General features: G+C 61.2%; 17 protein-coding genes. 1 reads left to right on the top strand and 16 read right to left on the bottom strand.

Annotation, left to right across the window (positions count from 1 at the left end; all coding sequences use genetic code 11):
- Positions 1–64 precede the first annotated feature (64 nt).
- The 13 genes from lnt to AC1D3C_RS18900 all read right to left on the bottom strand — a co-directional run bounded on the left by lnt (position 65) and on the right by AC1D3C_RS18900 (position 11,340).
- Positions 65–1,666 carry an apolipoprotein N-acyltransferase gene (gene lnt, locus AC1D3C_RS18960; RefSeq protein WP_477483949.1) on the bottom strand — a complete coding sequence of 534 codons (1,602 nt, stop codon included), beginning with the start codon at positions 1,664–1,666 and terminating at the stop codon, positions 65–67.
- A gap of 97 nt (positions 1,667–1,763) precedes the next feature.
- On the bottom strand, positions 1,764–2,945 hold the full coding sequence (locus AC1D3C_RS18955; protein WP_038539210.1) for a hemolysin family protein: 1,182 nt from the start codon (positions 2,943–2,945) through the stop codon (positions 1,764–1,766).
- A 9-nt stretch (positions 2,946–2,954) separates the two neighbouring features.
- A complete protein-coding gene (ybeY, locus tag AC1D3C_RS18950; protein ID WP_477483948.1) occupies positions 2,955–3,464 on the bottom strand; it encodes an rRNA maturation RNase YbeY in 510 nt (169 codons plus the stop codon).
- Between the two features lie 18 nt (positions 3,465–3,482).
- On the bottom strand, positions 3,483–4,538 hold the full coding sequence (locus AC1D3C_RS18945; protein WP_038539202.1) for a PhoH family protein: 1,056 nt from the start codon (positions 4,536–4,538) through the stop codon (positions 3,483–3,485).
- Between the two features lie 25 nt (positions 4,539–4,563).
- Positions 4,564–5,976, bottom strand: a complete 1,413-nt coding sequence (miaB, locus tag AC1D3C_RS18940; protein ID WP_477483947.1) for a tRNA (N6-isopentenyl adenosine(37)-C2)-methylthiotransferase MiaB — start codon at positions 5,974–5,976, stop codon at positions 4,564–4,566.
- Positions 5,977–6,019: 43 nt separating this feature from the next.
- Positions 6,020–6,823 carry a lyso-ornithine lipid O-acyltransferase gene (gene olsA, locus AC1D3C_RS18935; protein WP_477483946.1) on the bottom strand — a complete coding sequence of 268 codons (804 nt, stop codon included), beginning with the start codon at positions 6,821–6,823 and terminating at the stop codon, positions 6,020–6,022.
- Positions 6,820–7,248, bottom strand: coding sequence for a Fur family transcriptional regulator (locus AC1D3C_RS18930; RefSeq protein ID WP_038539194.1), 429 nt, complete (start codon positions 7,246–7,248; stop codon positions 6,820–6,822). Before AC1D3C_RS18930 ends, olsA begins: the two co-directional genes overlap by 4 nt.
- 41 nt (positions 7,249–7,289) lie before the next feature.
- On the bottom strand, positions 7,290–7,784 hold the full coding sequence (locus tag AC1D3C_RS18925) for a GNAT family N-acetyltransferase (RefSeq protein WP_038539188.1): 495 nt from the start codon (positions 7,782–7,784) through the stop codon (positions 7,290–7,292).
- A gap of 17 nt (positions 7,785–7,801) precedes the next feature.
- The gene (gene tsaB / locus AC1D3C_RS18920; protein ID WP_247031509.1) at positions 7,802–8,467 is read right to left on the bottom strand and encodes a tRNA (adenosine(37)-N6)-threonylcarbamoyltransferase complex dimerization subunit type 1 TsaB; all 666 of its coding nucleotides are present in this window, start codon (positions 8,465–8,467) and stop codon (positions 7,802–7,804) included.
- Between the two features lie 18 nt (positions 8,468–8,485).
- Entirely contained in the window at positions 8,486–9,052 is a 567-nt protein-coding gene (locus tag AC1D3C_RS18915) for a NifU family protein (RefSeq protein ID WP_007756066.1), read from the bottom strand.
- Positions 9,053–9,167: 115 nt separating this feature from the next.
- Complete coding sequence (locus AC1D3C_RS18910; RefSeq protein WP_038539180.1) at positions 9,168–9,647, bottom strand: universal stress protein; 480 nt, start codon at positions 9,645–9,647, stop codon at positions 9,168–9,170.
- A gap of 135 nt (positions 9,648–9,782) precedes the next feature.
- Complete coding sequence (gene trpS / locus AC1D3C_RS18905; RefSeq protein ID WP_038539177.1) at positions 9,783–10,847, bottom strand: tryptophan--tRNA ligase; 1,065 nt, start codon at positions 10,845–10,847, stop codon at positions 9,783–9,785.
- Between the two features lie 88 nt (positions 10,848–10,935).
- The gene (locus AC1D3C_RS18900; protein ID WP_477483945.1) at positions 10,936–11,340 is read right to left on the bottom strand and encodes a VOC family protein; all 405 of its coding nucleotides are present in this window, start codon (positions 11,338–11,340) and stop codon (positions 10,936–10,938) included.
- 374 nt (positions 11,341–11,714) lie between these two features.
- Between AC1D3C_RS18900 and AC1D3C_RS18895 the strand changes: the two genes are divergently transcribed.
- A complete protein-coding gene (locus tag AC1D3C_RS18895) occupies positions 11,715–12,155 on the top strand; it encodes a peptidoglycan L,D-endopeptidase MepK (protein ID WP_038539169.1) in 441 nt (146 codons plus the stop codon).
- On the opposite strand, the gene murJ is transcribed toward AC1D3C_RS18895, so the two are convergent.
- The 3 genes from murJ to AC1D3C_RS18880 form a co-directional block, all read right to left on the bottom strand.
- The gene (gene murJ / locus AC1D3C_RS18890; protein ID WP_477483944.1) at positions 12,152–13,720 is read right to left on the bottom strand and encodes a murein biosynthesis integral membrane protein MurJ; all 1,569 of its coding nucleotides are present in this window, start codon (positions 13,718–13,720) and stop codon (positions 12,152–12,154) included. The two genes, AC1D3C_RS18895 and murJ, sit on opposite strands and share 4 nt — an antisense overlap.
- 24 nt (positions 13,721–13,744) lie before the next feature.
- Positions 13,745–16,582, bottom strand: a complete 2,838-nt coding sequence (locus AC1D3C_RS18885) for a [protein-PII] uridylyltransferase (protein ID WP_477483943.1) — start codon at positions 16,580–16,582, stop codon at positions 13,745–13,747.
- A gap of 112 nt (positions 16,583–16,694) precedes the next feature.
- On the bottom strand, positions 16,695–17,726 hold the full coding sequence (locus tag AC1D3C_RS18880) for a helix-turn-helix domain-containing protein (RefSeq protein WP_477483942.1): 1,032 nt from the start codon (positions 17,724–17,726) through the stop codon (positions 16,695–16,697).
- Positions 17,727–17,868 lie beyond the last annotated feature (142 nt).

Raw genomic sequence — 17,868 nt, 5'->3', positions numbered from 1 at the left:
CAACGTTTGAAGCATATGGCGAGACGAAAGGCTGAGACCACTATGCAATTTTAGGGGTTTTTGGTCAATTCGTCCGAAAATTAAAACCAACGCGCGAGACGCCTGCAATCAACAACATCGTCACAAGAACCAACCAGAAGTGCTGTTCCCGAGCTTTCATATCCCAATGCGGGATTGAAATGCTGCCCAAGGTTGCGTCAATCACGCCTTTTTGATTATAATCCACACCCCGAATCAGCCTTCCAAAGGGGTCGACAACCGCCGAAACGCCGGTATTCGCCCCGCGAATCAGCGGCAGACCGTTTTCGACGGCGCGGATTCGAGCCTGCTGGAAGTGCTGATACGGTCCCGGCGTCGCTCCGAACCAGCCGTCATTGGTAATATTCAAAAGCGCGCTCGCCCGCTCCACGTCCGGCCCGATCTCGTCCGGGAAAATCGCTTCGTAACAGATCAGCGGATAGAAGACCCTGCCACCCGGCAGGGTCAGCATGGCCCGCACGGGCGCGGCACTGAAGCCGCCCGGCATGGCGATGGCATCGGGGATGCCGAGATTGCGCAGGAGATCCTCGTATGGGACATATTCCCCGAACGGGACGAGATGCAGCTTATCGGAGGCCGAAACGATCTGGCCTTGGCTGTCGATCACATAGATCGAATTGTAAAAACGCGGCGCGAAGCCCGCGCCGGCATCTTCCGAGCGGACCGCGCCGGTGATGAGGACCTGACCATCCTGCAGCACCTCGGCAATGCGGGTCAGCGCATCCGGGTTCTGGGTCAGAATGAAGGGCACCGAGGTTTCGGGCCAGACGATGATGTCCGGCCGCTTGCCACCGTTCTCGGGCGGCAAAGCCGACAACGCAAGATGTTCCTCGAAGATCGCCGCCCGTTCGGCATCGTCCAGTTTTCGCGCCTGGTCTATTACCGGCTGGACGATGCGGACGACCGGCTGGCTATCGGCGGCCGGGGCCGGCGCGGCGTCGGCGATGTGCAAACGATAGGCGCCGTAACCGAGATGGGCGGCAAACAGCAAGGCCGCGAGCGTTAGCCCGGTCCGCATGCCCTTTTTAGTGCCGATCAGGGCGGGGGCTGAAAACACGAAGACGGCAAGAACCGTGACGCCGAAAATGCCGAGCACCGCCGCCGATTGCATCATCAGCGGCATCGGCATCGCGCCATAACCGACCGCATTCCAGGGGAAACCGGTTGCGACGAAGCTGCGAAGCCATTCGGCAAGACCGAAGCCGAAGGCAAGCGAGGCGAGCCGACCGAAACCATCCGACCAGAGAATGCGAGCGATTGCGGTGGCAAGCCCGTAGAAGAGCGCGAGATAGGCCGGCAAGCCGAGAACAGCGAACGGCAGCGCCCAGGCAAATTCATCGGCTTCCACCAGAAGCGCATTGCCAAGCCACCAGAGACCGGCGACGAAATAGCCGAAGCCAAAAACCCAGCCGATCCAGAAGGCCGAACGAAACCGCGCGAACCATCCGCCATCCGGATTACCGGTGGAACCGTCCATCAGCCAGACGAGCAGCGTGAAGGAGATGAAGAACGCCGCGAAGAAACCGAAGGGCGGCAGCGCGAGCGCACCGATCGCTCCTGCGAGAAAAGCAACGACGACGCGCGGGAAGCCCCAGAGAAGCATGATCCTGCCCGCCAGCCGCTCCATCTATGTTCCCTTCCGCCCCCGAATCAGCGGCTGCAGTCTTTCAAAAAATGGCGGACTTGTCGTGAGGTCAAAGAGGCGCGGACACTTCAGGGACCACTCAGGCCTGATGATTGCGTCCGTCGGCGTCCTGAGCGGATGGCGCCGGCAGCAGCGCAGTCGGCGTCTGATCGGTGAGCAGCATCTCGCCCTCGCCTTTCTGCCGGCGGCGCGCGAGCGTGCGCCTGCGCAGGATCCGCACGCGTTTGATGCGGCGAGGATCGGCCTCCAGAATCTGGAATTCGAAGCCGGGCACCGCCTGCACCACCTCGCCGCGCACGGGAATGCGCCCGAGCGCGGAGAAGATCAGGCCGCCCAGCGTATCGACGTCTTCAAGGCGGTCGCGAATGTCGAAATCGGAACCAATCGCCTTGGCGATCTCCTCGAGTTCGATACGCGCATCAGCGACGAACACATCTTCGCTGGTGCGGGAGAACATGACCTCTTCATTGTCATGTTCGTCCTCGACATCGCCGATCACCATTTCGACGATGTCCTCATGGGTGACGAGGCCGTCGGTCCCGCCATATTCGTCGATGACGAGCGCCAGCTGGGTACGCGCCGCCTGCATGCTCTGCATCAGGTCGGAAGCGAGCATCGAGGGGGGCACGAACAGGATCTTGCGGATCAACCCGGCCTCGGCAACCGTCTGTTCGAGGTCGACACGGCCGAGGTCGAAGGCAGGCCGCGGGGTGCGCACCGTCTTTTCGGCCTTTTCCGGCTTGTCGGTGGCAAGCGGCATCGGCTGCGTAGGCGCGGCGCGCGCGCTGGTGCGGCGTTTGTTGCGAGCCTGCTTGGCGAGATAGGAGAGGAGGTCGCGGATATGGACCATGCCGCGCGGGTCGTCGAGCGTGTCGTTGTAGACCGGCATGCGCGAGCGACCGGTTTCCTCGAAATGGATCATCAGCTCGCCGATCGTCATGGTCATGTCGACCGCCTCGATATCGGCACGCGGCACCATGATGTCTTCGACGCGGATCTCGCGGAACCGGAGAATATTGTGCAGCATCGCCCGTTCCTCGGGCGAGAAGGCATTGCTGATATTGGTATCGGTCATCAGCGCGTCGGCGAGGTCCTCGCGGAGCTTCTCGCCCTGCGACGGCCTGAGCAGCCTGACGGCGCGCGACCAGAAAGAGCTTTGGTGTTTTTGAGCTTCCGCTCGAGACGGACTACTGCCCTCTTCCGAGGAACTCGAGTCGGCGTCCTTGCCCTCACGGGTCGGGTTTGTCGAAAAGTCGTTCATTGGTCCAGACTATATTATCGGGTCCTGCCCCGCATAGGGGTCAGATAGGCCAAGGGCGGCCAAAATGCGAGTCTCCAACGCTTCCATTCTCTCCGCATCGTCCGTTTGCATATGGTCGTAGCCGAACAAATGCAGGAAACCGTGGACGAGCAGATGGGTCAGATGATCATCGAAACTCTTGTCGAGATCAACAGCTTCCCGCTCGACCGTCTCGCGAGCGATGACGATATCTCCCAGCATCGGGCCCGGCATCTTGCCTGGTTCGAGCGGAAAAGCCGGGAAAGACAATACGTTGGTCGGCTTGTCCTTGCCGCGCCATTCGGCGTTGATCTCCTTGATCGCCGCGTCGTCGGTAAAGACCAGCGACAGTTCGGGGGCGATTTTCGGAAAAGGTTGCTTCTCTTCCTTCGCCAGGAATTCGGCAGCCGCCCCAAGCGCTTTTTCGCTCAAGGCAAAAAGGGCCGACTCTTCGGGCCAGCCCTCGTCTTCAATGCTGATCTGTATGTCGAGTTGGGGCATAAGGTTTGGAGCCGACCGTTACCGGTCGACTTCCTCGCTTTCCTCGTGGACGGCATATTGCGCATCATAGGCCCGGACGATGCGGCCAACCAGCGGATGGCGGACCACGTCAGTATCCTTAAATCGGATCACCGAAATACCCTCGACACCCTTCAGGATCTGCAGCGCTTCCACCAAGCCCGATTTCACGCCGCGCGGCAAATCGACCTGGCTCGGGTCACCAGTGATGATCATCCGGGCATTTTCGCCAAGACGGGTCAGGAACATTTTCATCTGCATCGACGTGGTGTTCTGCGCCTCGTCGAGGATGACGGCGGCATTCGCGAGCGTGCGGCCGCGCATGAAGGCGAGCGGGGCGATTTCGATGACGCCGGCGGTGATCGCCCGCTCCACCTTGTCGCCCGGCATCATGTCGTAAAGGGCGTCATAGAGCGGCCGCAGATAGGGATCGACCTTGTCCTTCATGTCGCCGGGCAAAAAGCCCAGACGCTCGCCGGCTTCGACGGCCGGACGTGACAGGATGATGCGATCGACAGCCCCGCGTTCCAGAAGCTGGGCGGCATGAGCGACGGCGAGATAGGTCTTGCCGGTACCGGCAGGGCCGACGCCGAACACGAGTTCCGAGCGTTCCAGCGCCCGCATATAGGCGTCCTGGGTGGGGGTGCGGGCGACGACCGTCTTTTTCTTGGTGGAAATCTGGCTCATCGAGAGCTTGGCTTTTTTCTCAAGCGTCGGCAGCTGCAGCTGGTCGTCGGCCGCCTGCGCCATGCGGATCGCGCCGTCGACGTCGGAGGTCTCGACCGACCCGCCCTTCTGGATGCGTTCGTAGAGGAAATCCAGAGCCCGGCGCGCCTGGTTGGTCGCCGTCAGATCGCCGGAGATCGCCACCGAATTGCCACGTGCCCGGGCATCGATATGAAGCCGCTCTTCGAGAAGTTTGAGATTCTGATCGAATTGCCCGAAAAGCTCGCTTGCGAACCTATTGTTCTCGAACGTCAGGACAAAGTGATTGGCGTCGGTAGCGGCGGTGCGGGGCTGGCGCGCGGATGAAGAAACCAATTCACGTCCGTTCAAGTAGGGCAAGCTCCTCGATGTTAGCTCAGGCTCCTATTAAACTCTCTGCCGGGTCGGCAAACAAGCTGTTCGGGCCGGTTCCACTGATTCGTACCTGGATAATGTCACCGATTTGCGATGTTTTTGCATCAACATTCACAGATTGAAGCCAGGGAGAACGTCCGATTATCTGTCCTGGCATGCGACCGGGCTTTTCCAGCAACAGGTCGATGACTTTTCCAACGCAGGATTTGGCGAATTCGGCCTGCTGTTTCAAGAGCAGGGCCTGCAATCTTTCCAACCGCTCCGCCTTCACCTCTTCCGGCACCTGATCGCCGAGGTCGGCACCGGGCGTGCCGGGACGGGTCGAATATTTGAAGGAATAGGCCTGGGCGTAGTTCACGTCCTCGACGAGGCGCAGCGTATCTTCGAAGTCCCGATCCGTCTCGCCGGGGAAACCGACGATGAAATCGCCGGCGATGGCGATGTCCGGCCGGGCATCGCGGATGCGCTCGATCAGACGGAGGTATTCGGCACCCGTGTGACGGCGGTTCATGGCTTTCAGGATGCGATCCGAACCTGCCTGAACCGGCAGATGCAGATAGGGCATCAGGGTGCGCAGGTTGCGATGCGCCTCGATCAGCCGGTCATCCATGTCGCGCGGATGGCTGGTCGTATAGCGCAAACGCGCGAGGCCCGGGATTTCCGCCAGGCGATAAAGCAGGTCGCCGAGGCTCCATTCGCCGCCTTTCGGACCTTGCGCACGCCAGGCATTGACGTTCTGGCCGAGCAGCGTGATCTCGCGCACACCGCCGTCGACAAGCCGCCAAGCTTCGTCGACGATCTGCTGGACGGGGCGGGAAACTTCCGAACCGCGGGTGTAAGGCACGACGCAGAAGGTGCAGAACTTGTCGCAGCCTTCCTGCACGGTGAGGAAAGCGGTGACGCCGCGGGCGCGGATCTTCGCCTTCTCGGTAACCGGCAGGTGCTCGAACTTGTCCTCGACCGCATATTCAGTATCGACGACCGGCTTTCCGCCGCGGGCGCGTCTCAGCGCTTCCGGCAGGCGATGATAGGTCTGCGGGCCGATCACCACGTCGACGGCCGGCGCACGGCGGATGATTTCCTCGCCTTCTGCCTGGGCGACGCAGCCGGCGACGCCGATCATCAGCTCCCGGCCTTCGGCAGCGCGTGCCTTCTTCATGTCGCGAAGACGCCCGAGCGCCGAATAGACCTTGTCGGCCGCCTTCTCGCGGATGTGGCAGGTGTTGAGGAGGATGAGGTCGGCTTCGCCCATCTCTTCTGTCGGCATGTAACCTTCGCCCGCCAGCGCATCGCTCATGCGGCCTGAATCATAGACATTCATCTGGCAGCCGTAGGTCTTGATGAAGACCTTGCGGGAATTCGGGCGCTGGGCCGGCTCGTCGGCGGGCACGGAAAGGGAGACGTGTTCGTTCATGGCTCGCTCCATACCGCAAGAAGACCCGGAAATGAAGCGTTTCCTATAGCGCTTCGTAGTCACGGCCCCGCAGATGGCGGTTCAGCATGCGCCGAAGCCGGCTCGTCACGGCCATGCTCAGATGCTTGCGGTTGTCACCGGCGCGGAATTCGATCGTCTCGCCGAAAGCCACGTCCACATCAAGCGCCCCTTCCTTCAGGACGCCGAGCAGATGCGGCACCAGTTCGATATCGCCCGGCCAGGCGGCGATCGGCCGATGGTAACGGCCCATGGCCATGCCGTGGATGCGGGTATAGGCGATCGCCACCGGCTGGACATGCACGACACCTTCCGGCGCGTGCTGGACCGCGGCGGCGGCAGCCCCGAACAGCGACGACTTCACCTCCAGAAGCCGGTTTCCGTCGGAGGTGGTGCCTTCGGGAAAGAGCACGACGATCTCGCCGGCCGCCATGCGCTCAGCAATCTCGTTCACCTGGTCGCCGGTCCGACGCTTCTGCTCGCGAGCGACGAAGATGCTCTTCTGCAGCTTGGCGAGCGTGCCGAAGACCGGCCATTCCGACACTTCCATCTTGGCGATGAAGACGACGTCGGCGATCGCCCCGAGCACGAGAATATCCTTCCACGACGCATGATTGCAGGCAAGCATCAGCGGCCGGCGACGCTCCAATGTTCCGTGAACATGAATACGAATGCCCAGCAGGAAACAGGCGGTCCGATGCCAGTAGCGCGGGATATAGCGGCGGATCTTGAGGTCGAGGGCGAGGCCCAGGAGCTGGAACGGCCACAAAATCAGCGTAACTGCGAAAAGAACGACAAAAACGAAGCCGATCCGCGCCCAGGTAATCACTTATCGTCCTTGTCCAGCGGAATGCCGTAGAGCTCCAGCCGGTGGCCGACGAGACGGAAGCCGTGCTCCCGGGCGATGCGTTCCTGCAGCGCCTCGATTTCCGCCGAGCGGAACTCGATGACGGTACCGGTCTTGAGATCGATCATATGGTCATGATGTTCTTCAGGCACGGTCTCGTAACGTGAGCGGCCGTCGCGGAAATCGTGACGTTCGATGATCCCTTCGTCCTCGAACAATTTTACCGTGCGGTAAACCGTCGAGATCGAGATACGCGGGTCGACTTTCGAGGACCGGCGATAGAGTTCCTCGACATCGGGATGGTCAACGGATTCCTGCAGGATACGCGCGATCACGCGGCGTTGATCCGTCATTCGCATGCCCTTTTCGGCACACAGCTCCTCCAGGGTTTTGGAAAGGTCTGTCATGTCGTTTTGGCTTTCGAAACGTTCCCGTAGAAACTAACGGACTAACGAAGAACGCGGCTCATGACAAGCGCCGTGGAGCGCGTCCCATCCGGCCCGGCGTAATAGGCGGGGCGTTCGCCCACTTTCCGGAAACCGAGCTTGCGGTAAAGCTCGACGGCGGGGCGGTTGGCTGCCTCCACTTCCAGGAACATGCTCTCCCCGCCGCGCGACGCCGCCTCGCGCAAGGCCGCCTGCATCAGGCGCCAGCCGAGCCCCACCCGGCCGAATTTCTCGTTGACGGCGACCGTCAAAATCTCTGCCTCGCCGGCAGCCTCACGCGAAAGAACGAAACCGCCGAGCGGCTTCGAGAAGAACGCATTGGTCTGGCGGGCAACAAAACCGAAGACATTGTGCTGCAGGAGGAGGTTCTGGAATTCTCCGTCGCTCCATTGTCGCGGAAACCGCTGGCCATGCAGCTCGGAAATCTCCAGGCAATCGCCGGCCTCCATCGGCACGACTTCGAAATACGGCTTCCAGGTCAGGTAATCGTCGAGCATCGGCGCAGTCTGTACATTCACGAACGGGCAAGGGCAAAACCGGTCTGCGGTTTCGCATCGGGTCCACGAAGATACAACGGTTTAGGGCGTTGCGCATCCGCAGGTTTTTCGGCAGCGATGCGCGCGACGACGGCAATGTCGAAGCGATCCCGTCCGTCATATTCGGCCATTCCCTTACCAAGGGAATGCTCGACCCAGGAGCCGGTCATTGCCGCCGAAAGAGACCGGGCAAGTTCCGAAGCATCCTCCGGCGAAAGCGCTGCGGGTTGGCTCAACGCCTCACCCTTGGCGGAAAATGCCTGGGAGTAGATCTCGTTGCGTTTGGCATCCATGGCAACCACGACCGGCTGGTCGGGATGTTCACCCAGAAACTTGAGCGCCAAGGCCTCCAGCGTGGTCACCCCGACCGATTCGACACCGAGCGCGAGCGCGAAACCACGGGCGGCGGCGACGCCGACGCGAATGCCGGTGAACGAGCCGGGGCCAATGACGACCGCAACGCGCTCGACGGCCTTGAGAGGAAGATTGGCTGCAGCGAGCGCTTCGTCGATGACCGACATCAGCCTTTCGGCATGGCCCTTGCCGATCGTCTCGGTGACTTCAGACAGCATTTTGCCCGCGGCGCTGTCGTAGAGCGCTGCGGAGCAATCCACCCCGGCGGTATCGATGGCGAGAATAATCATTCAACGGTGCCGGCGGGCTCAGAGAGCTTCGACGGCCTGCACTTCCGGAACGAAATGCTTCAGCAGGTTCTGTACGCCATGCTTCAGCGTCGCCGTGGAAGACGGGCAACCCGAGCATGCGCCCTTCATGTTGAGATAGACCGTGCCGTCGCGGAAACCCTTGAAGGTAATGTCGCCGCCATCCTGGGCGACGGCCGGGCGGACGCGGGTTTCGAGCAGTTCCTTGATCGTGGCGACGATCGTTTCGTCGTCCTCGTCGAAGAACTCACCTTCCACGTCGGATGCTTCCGCAAGCGTGGACGCACCGCCCATGACCGGCGCGCCGGACATGAAATGCTCCATGATGGAACCGAGGATCGCCGGCTTCAGGTGCTGCCATTCGGCGCTTTCCTTGGTGACGGTGATGAAGTCGTAGCCGAAATAGACGCCGGTGACGCCGGAGATGCCGAACAGCCGCTCAGCCAGCGGAGATGCTTCCGCCTCGCCGGCATTGCGGAAATCGGCGGTGCCTTTATCCATGACGACTTTGCCGGGCAGGAACTTCAGGGTCGCCGGGTTGGGGGTGGCTTCCGTCTGAATGAACATCTCGTCTCTCCTGGGGCGCGGCGCCCCTCGCAAATTTAGAACTCTTCAAAAGAAGATAAGCCGTATCAGCTTTTCGTTCAAGTGCTCCTTTGCCTGTGCAAGATCAAGTCCGCAATCAGGCCAGCGCGTCGATTTCCTCGGCCGTCAGCGTGTCGGGCAGCACGGTGACGGGAATCGGGAAGGCAGCAACGGCGGACACCAGGGGTCCAGGCCCTTCCTTGGTGGAACCGGCCGCCAGCACAAGGACCGCAATATCGCGGTCTTCCTCGACCAGCTGAATGATCTGCTCGCTGGCGTTGCCTTCGCGGATGACGATTTCCGGATCGATGCCGATCGTATCGCGCACCTTCTGGGCGGCCTTTGCCATCACCGCGTCCGCTTCTTCGCGAGCCTCGGCACGCATGATCTGCTCGACGCCCAGCCATTGCTGGAAATCGCCCTCGGGAATAACGAAAAGCAGAACAAGCCCCCCGTTGGAGTTCTTGGCGCGGCGTCCGGCGTAATGAACCGCCTTTTCGCATTCCGGCGTGCCGTCGATGACGGCCATGAACTTGCGCCGGTGCCCTTCAAGCCGCGAAAGCCGTTTCGAAACCATGCTTCCCCTCCTTCGCATGTAGTCGACCGAAGCAGTCGTGATGCGGAACTTATACCAACCGAAAAAAATGAAAACCCGCCACGAATGCCGTGGCGGGTATGCAATCTTTGCGTGACTTGAAAGGCGCCGATAATCTCAGCGCAGGAAGCCGACGATGTCGAAGACATCTCCCATGACTTTCTCGGCGCGGGCGCGGGCGCGCTCGCCACCATCCTTGAGGATGGCATCGATATGGGTCGTGTCGTCCATCAGGCGGCGCATTTCCGAGGTGATCGGCGAAAGCACCTGCACGGCGAGATCGGCAAGCGCCGGCTTGAAGACCGAGAACTGCTGGCCGCCGTATTCCGCGAGAACGTCGGCCTTGGTCCTGTCGGCAAGGGCTGCATAGATGCCGACGAGATTGTCGGCTTCCGGGCGGCCCTTGAGGCCTTCCAGTTCGCTCGGCAGGCCTTCCGGATCGGTCTTGGCTTTGCGGATCTTCTTGGCGATTTCTTCCGGATCGTCCATCAGGTTGATGCGCGACAGGTCCGAAGGATCGGATTTCGACATCTTCTTGGTGCCGTCACGCAGCGACATGACGCGCGGCGCCGGCCCGTCGATCAGTGGCTCGACCAGCGGGAAGAAGCCATGGATCGGCTCCTCGCCAACGACCATGTCGACACCGGTGCCGGCGGCGCGGATCTTTTCCTGGAAGTCGATATTGAACTTCTGGGCGATATCGCGGGCAAGCTCCAGGTGCTGCTTCTGGTCGTCGCCGACCGGCACGTGGGTGGCACGGTAGACGAGGATGTCGGCCGCCATCAGGCTCGGATAGGCGAGCAGGCCGAGCGAGGCGTTCTCGCGGTCCTTGCCGGCCTTGTCCTTGAACTGGGTCATGCGGTTCATCCAGCCAATGCGGGCGACGCAATTGAAGACCCAGGCGAGTTCCGCATGCTGCGGCACGGCCGACTGGTTAAAGACAATATGTTTCTTCGGATCGATGCCCGAAGCGATAAAGGCGGCGGCGATCGAGCGGATCTGTCCCCGCAGGTCGTCATGGACGAGCTGCGCGGTGATCGCGTGCAGGTCGACGACGCAATAGATGCAGTCGTTGTTTTCCTGCAGCGCCACGAACTTGCGGATCGCTCCGAGATAATTGCCGAGATGGAGATTGCCGGTCGGCTGGACGCCGGAAAAGACAAGCGGCTTGAAGGTATTCATATCGTCCTCAATTAGGCTGGTGGAGGGCCCCAGACCCGAAGGGTCATGTTGCTAACGCGCGGGCTTATGCACGGCGAAGCGCGGAGGATCAAGAGGCCGCGGAAGCCGCGTGTTCAATCAGATCCCAGGTGTTGCCGTAAGGATCGGCAAACACCGCCACCGAACCGTAAACCTCGTGACGCGGCTCCTCAAGGAAGCGGACGCCCTTGGCCGTCATGGCGGCATGATCGCGGGCGAAATCGTCGGTCTTCAGGAAGAAGCCGACCCGGCCGCCGGTCTGGTTGCCGATTGCCGCCTTCTGCGTGTCGGTGGCCTCAGCCAGCAACAGTGCCGCACCCTCGCCGCCCTTCGGCTTCACCACGACCCAACGCTTGCCCTCCGGCTGCACGCTGTCCTCCAGGCAATCGAAGCCGAGCACGCCGCAATAAAAATCCTTGGCCCGGTCGTAGTCGTCGACAATCAGGGCCACCAGAAACAGCGATTGGACGGGCATCAAAAAACTCCGGACTCAATTGACTTTCAGCCGACCGGAAATTGCGGGCGACGGCGGTCCTGGCAAGGGTGGAAGACCGCTTAAGGGCGCCTCCCGAACACTACAGCGACAAAAGAACCACCACCATAACCATTCGAGGTAGGGCCGGGAAAGGGCTACCTCTTTGGGAGCATCTCGCCTACGTCAATACTCCTAAAGGAAAAATCTTTCCTGGGGTGCCCCCGAATAGATTAACGGATGTTAGTCTTTTAGGCAGGCAGAATCCCATTTCTGAGCAAAAGTCTCCTTATTCGCGCCAATTTTGGAAAGGAAATACCCAAGCGCATCACAGTTAACCGGTCATGAACGACACGGTCTGTCCACGGGGGATACCCATGCGCATCATATTTCGCGTCGCGCTTTTCTGCCTTTTGACGCTAGGGCTCAATGTCGCCGCCGAAGCCGGCGAAAATCAGAAACGCAGAAGCACTTCCTTCAAGCACGATTATTCAGCTTTCTTCACCGTGCAGCGGATCAGCGTTCGCACAAGTTGTTTTCCGGAAAAACTGGGGGCCATCCTTGCGCATATCGCGCGCGAGACCGGCCATAAGCCTATGGTCACGTCGGGCCATCGGCCGCATTCCGGCGGGTCTCAGCACAGTCATTGTTATGCGGCCGATATCCGGGTGCCGGGTGTGTCGGAGCGAGCAATCCTCGCAGCCGCAGCCAGCGCACCGGGTATCGGCGGCATCGGCCGCTATTGCAACGGCATCGTGCATGTGGACGTCGGACCGAAACGCCAATGGGCGTATTGCGGCGGGCGGAAACGAGGCTAGGTCTTCGGTTTCCGTTGCACGTTCCGGCGTATCATGCCGATATCGGCGCCACCGATCAGGAAGGCGCAGGCGAAATAGACGGTGATCGCCAGGACAAGCAGGCAGGCAAGTGCCGCGACCTGATGGATCAGCAGCGCATCCGGGGTCAGCCACGACCCGGCATAGCGGAGCGCAAAGATCAGCACTGCGGACATGATACCTGTCGAGACGAGCAACAGGGCCGTGCGCTTGGCGAGCGCCCATTCCCAGGCGAGATGGCCGCGCCAGACGAGCGTCGAAAACAGCAGCACGGTGTTCGTCCAACCGGCCGCGGCCTCGGCCGTCGCAATGCCGCGCTCGGCGATCAGTGGGAAAAGCGAAATCGCCAGGCCGGAATTGATGACCACCGAGAGCATGGTGAACCGCATCGGCGTCCTTGTGTCCTCGCGGGCGTAAAAACCGGGCTGCAGTGCCTTGATCAGCACGAACCCCGGCAAACCTATGCCGTAGATCGCGAGGACGGAGGCGACGACCGAGGTGTTTTCGGCGGAGAAGGCACCGCGCTCATAAAGCACGCGAATGATCGCTTCCGACAGAATCCAGAGCCCGGCCGCAGCCGGAAGGGTCAGGAACAGCACGAATTCGATGGAGCGGTTCTGGGTATTGGCAGCCTCCTTGAGATGCCCGCCCTTCAGGGCACGCGCAAGTTCCGGCAGGAGCACGACGCCGACGGCGACGCCCACCACGCCCAGCGGAAGCTGGTAGATGCGGTCGGCATATTGAAGGGCGGCGATCGCGCCTTCCTTGCCGGAGGCGATCGCCTGGCCGATGATCTGGTTGATCTGGGTGATGCCGCCGGTCACGGCCGCCGGCACCGCAAGCACGAGAAGACGCTTGACGTTCGGCGTCATCTTCGGGCGGCGGAAGCCGATGTTGATGCCGGCATGGCGCACACCGGCATAGACCACGGCAAGCTGCAGGAGGCCGGCCGCCAGCACGCTCCAGGAGAGATACCAGGCGATGGTCAGCGGATCCGCATGGATCCAGAGGCCGTAGAACAAGGCACCGATCATCACCACGTTCAGGAAAACCGGGGCGATGGCGGCAGCAAAGAAATGATGCAGCGAATTCAGCATGCCACTCAGCATCGCCGTCAGCGACATGCACATCAGATAGGGGAACATCACCGCCGCTAAGCGGATGGTGATGGAGGTCTTTTGGGGATCGTCGGCGAAACCCGGTGCGATGATCCATTCCACCAGCCACGGCATCATCAGTTCCATGACGATTGTGATGATCATCAGAGCCGAGAACAGAACGCCGAAGACTTCTTCCGAAAAACGCTTGGCACCCTCGACGCCGTTCGCCTCGATCTCTTTCGAAAACAGCGGCACGAAGGCAGCGTTGAAGGCGCCCTCGGCAAACAGCCGGCGGAAAAGGTTCGGGAAACGGAAGGCCGCGTAGAAAACGTCGGCCATCGGGCCGGTGCCGAGCGCCGCCGCCATGAAAGTCTCGCGCGCGAAACCGAAAATCCGGCTGCCGAGGGTCGCTCCGCCGACGGTTGCGAATTTCCGGACTAAGCTCATCGGGCAAGACTCATCGGACGAAACTCACACGCTTGCCTTGGACTTGCGCGGCTGCGACGCCTGGTCCGGATTGGGGGCCGGCGCGATCATGCCCATCGGCATGCCGCTCCTCAGTTCATCCTCCTGCTCGGACATCACAGCCTTCAGCCGCGCCGCGATATTACCCTGGCGGTTCTCGTTCACGACCTTCTGGCCGACGAGATCCGTGACATAGAAGGTATCGATGACCTTTTCGCCGAAGGTGGTGATGCGTGCCGAATGGATGTCGAGCGAGAGATCGGCAAGCACGGCGGTGATATCCGCCAGCAGGCCGGTACGGTCGAGGCATTCCACCTCGATGACCGTGAACTTGTTCGACAGGCCGTTCGAGAGAATGACCGACGGCGGAATGGTGAAGGTCTTGTTGCGCTTGCGGGACTTGGCGCGCGTCGCGATGACTTCCGGCAGGCGCTTCTTGCCCGACAGCACGTCCTCGATCATCCGGCTGATCGTGCCGGCGCGGCGCAACTCGTCCTCGTCCACCGGGAATTCGCGGTTGATCAGAATGGTGTCGAGCGCCCGCCCGTCCGAGGTCGTGAAGATCTGTGCGTCGGCAATGTTGGCGCCCGCCGCGGCGCAAGCGCCGGCGATGATCGACAACAGGCGGGGATGGTCCGGCGCCAGGACGGTGATCTCGGTGATGGCGTGGAAACTGTCCGTCCGCACCATGGTGGCGAGCGCCTGGCCCGCCTTGTCGGTGTCGCGGAGGAACTTCGTGTGACGGACCTGGTCGTCCAGCGAGACCGACAGGAGGTAGGGCTGGTAGTGCAGTTTCGAATAGGTGCGGCGGTCCTTGGCGCTCCAGTCGGCCAGTGCCTTGAAGAGCTCCTCTTCGGCAACCTTGGCGCGCTCCTTGCGCGATACCTCGGAGAAACCGCCCGAGAGCAGCAGCTCGGTCTCGTAATAGAGCGTGCGCAGCAGCTGGCCCTTCCAGCCGTTCCAGACACCCGGGCCGACGGCACGGATGTCGCAGATAGTCAGGATCAACAGCAGCTTCAGCCGGTCCATCGACTGTACCTTTTCGGCGAAGTCGGTGATCGTCTTTCGGTCGTGCAGGTCGCGGGTCTGGGCCGTCATCGACATCAGGAGATGCACTTCGATCAGCCAGACGACGAGTTCGGTCTGCTTGGCATTGAGGCCGAGACGCGGGCAAAGCTTGCGGGCGATGCGGGCGCCGGCGATCGAATGATCCTCCTGACGGCCCTTGGCCACGTCGTGCAGCAGCACGGCGACGTAAAGCGCCTCTCGCTCCTCGATACTCGGCATCACCTTGTTGGCGAGCGGGTGGATATCGGCGGCCTTGCCCCTGTCGACTTCCGACAATGCCTCGACCGAACGGATCAGGTGCTCGTCGACCGTATAGTGATGATACATGTTGAACTGCATCATCGCGACCACCTTGCCGAATTCCGGAATGAAGCGGCCGAGCACGCCCGCCTCGTTCATCCGACGCAGCATCAGTGCCGGATCACGCCGCGAAGTCAGCATGGAGAGGAAAAGCCGGTTGGCCTCCTCGTCCTCGCGCACCTCGTTGTCAATCAGCGAAAGCGAGCGGGTCATGCGCTTCAGGGCATCGGGATGGAGCTCAAGCCCGTTGATATCGGCCACATGGAAAAAGCGGATGATATTGACCGGATCGCGCTTGAAGACATTCGGATCGGCAAGCGTGATGCGACCGCGGTCCACGACGAATTCCACGGTGCCGGGGATCTTGTGAAGACGCTTGGTGAAACGCGAGATGACGCGGTTGGTGAGGCCGGGTGCCGCCTTCGCCTGCTGCTCTTCGAGTGCTGCGCAGAGAATGCGGGTCAGATCGCCGACATTCTTCGACACGAGAAAATAGTGCTTCATGAAGCGTTCGACGGCGGAAAGGCCGGGGCGCGAGTGATAACCGAGGCTCTCGGCAATCTCGCGCTGGATGTCGAACGAAAGACGTTCCTCGGCCTTGCCGGTCAGGAAATGCATCTGGCACCGCACCGCCCAGAGGAAGTCGTCCGCCTTTTCGAACGAGCGGGCTTCTTCGCGCGAGAGAACGCCTAGCTTCACCAGTTCGGTCGTCTCGCGGACGCGGTAGTAATATTTGGCGATCCAGAAGAGGGTGTGGAGGTCCCGCAGGCCGCCCTTGCCTTCCTTGACGTTCGGCTCGACCAGATAACGCGTATCGCCGGCCTTCTCGTGGCGATTGTCGCGCTCGGCAAGTTTGGCGGCAATGAATTCCGGACCGGTATCGGCGACGATTTCGTTGTCGAAACGGCTCTCGAGGTCGTTCACCAGCGCCTCGCGGCCGCAGATGTAGCGGCTTTCGAGAATGGCTGTGCGGATCGTCATATCCGTCTTGGAGAGACGGATGCATTCTTCAACGGTGCGGGTCGCGTGGCCAACCTTGAAGCCCATATCCCATAGCACATAGAGCAGGAACTCGACGGCCTTGCGCATGGTCTCGGTATTTCGCGGAGGCAGCAGGAACAGGAGGTCGATGTCCGAACCCGGCGCCAGCGTGTCGCGGCCATAACCGCCGACGGCCGCCACGGCGATATCCGTGCCCTCGGTATAGAGGCCTTCGGCGATCGTCTCGTAAAGAACGCGGATCAGCTGGTCCTGGAGCCAGGAGATGCGGCGGGCGCAATTCAGCCCGCTGCCGTCCTTGGAAAGAAGCTGGCGGGCCTTTTCGCGGCCCTCGACGCTTGCCCGGCGCAGGATCGGCAGAAGCGCCGCCCGCAATTCCAGCTGAGGGCGATCCTTGTCCTTGACGATCGCCCTGCAATCGGCCCGAAGACGGGCCACGTCGAGAAGTTCAGAAAAATCGATGTCGTGTCTGGCCATATTATCCTGCCGGTGCCCGGCCTGCGGAGGGAGGCTATAATCTTTTTGAGGCACCTTGACCAACGATTATCATCATCGGACGTTTCAAAGTTGTTGCTTCCCGCTTTGAAGTTCAAGGCCGTGTTTTTATCGCACCGCCGTCTTGTGCGGCCCTTGCCTCGGCTCTCCATTGCTTGGGGCTCATGCCCGTCACGCGGCGGAATTCACGGTTGAAGTTCGATTTCGTCGAGAAGCCGACGTCCAGCATCACCTGGATCACCGTCCGTTCGGTCTCCCGCAAGAGGCGGCAGGCTTCAGCGATACGGCGATCGTTGACGAACTGCGAGACATTCAATCCCCTCGCGCGATTGATGACGGCAGAGGCCTCGCGGGCCGGAAGCCTTGCCTTGCGGGAAAGCTTCGCAAGGCTCAGATCCTCGCTCCTGTAAAGCTCGCCCTCTTCCAGGGCCGCCTCGATGCGAGATAACGCGATCTTATCTTCTTCCGTTGGCTCGACGGAAGGCGAAGCAGCAGTCGGTTCGGCCGGCGAAAAATCCGGTGAAAAATAGTAGACGATCACCGCGGCCATCGCTGTGAGGTTCATGATCGTAACCGCCAACGGGACGTCGCGGGCGCCGTAGATATTGGTGTAGACGGCGAGCGCGGCATCGCTGATAGCGAAGAACAGCATCAAGCCCGCAGTCAATCGGGCAGCGCGCAACGCCGGACGAACCCGCTGCAGGGAGGCTTCGGCCATCACGTCGTCTCCGCCCGAGACCGTCAGCCTGTAGAGCGCAACGCCGTAGCCGAAGAAGATCACCAGCAGCAGTGGATCGACAAGATCGCGGAAGAAGCCAACCGCCACTGCCACGACGCAGGGCACCACGGCGTGCAACCAAGGCTGTTCTAGAGGTTTTGCGGTCAGGCCGCGGAACGCCAGGAAGGCAAGCGGTGGCATGATGGACGCGGTGATCGGCAAAAAGGGCACCAATCCGTCGACCCCGTAGCCGAAACGCAGCCCGACCCCAACGCCCTGGAAGGCATAGAGCACGAGGAACGCATAGAAATAGCGACGCGTTCCGGGTAGTTCGACGCCCTTCAGGCTGCGATAAAGCGTCAGCGCGAAGATGAGGCCGGTAAGAAAAGGCAAGGGAACGGACAGCACGCAGGATACCCGATGAAACGGCCTCGATCATGATCTGGAAGGCATTAGCATGTTCAGGCCGAAATGGCATGCGGATCGAGGGTCCGAAGGAGGCGATCCTCGGCGCGGTCTCTCACCTGCTAAATCGCGCACTCTGAACCCG

The organism is Neorhizobium sp. P1_A6 (genome assembly GCF_056406795.1).
The sequence above is the reverse complement of the archived record's forward strand: the minus strand, read 5'-3'. Positions and strand labels throughout refer to the sequence as shown.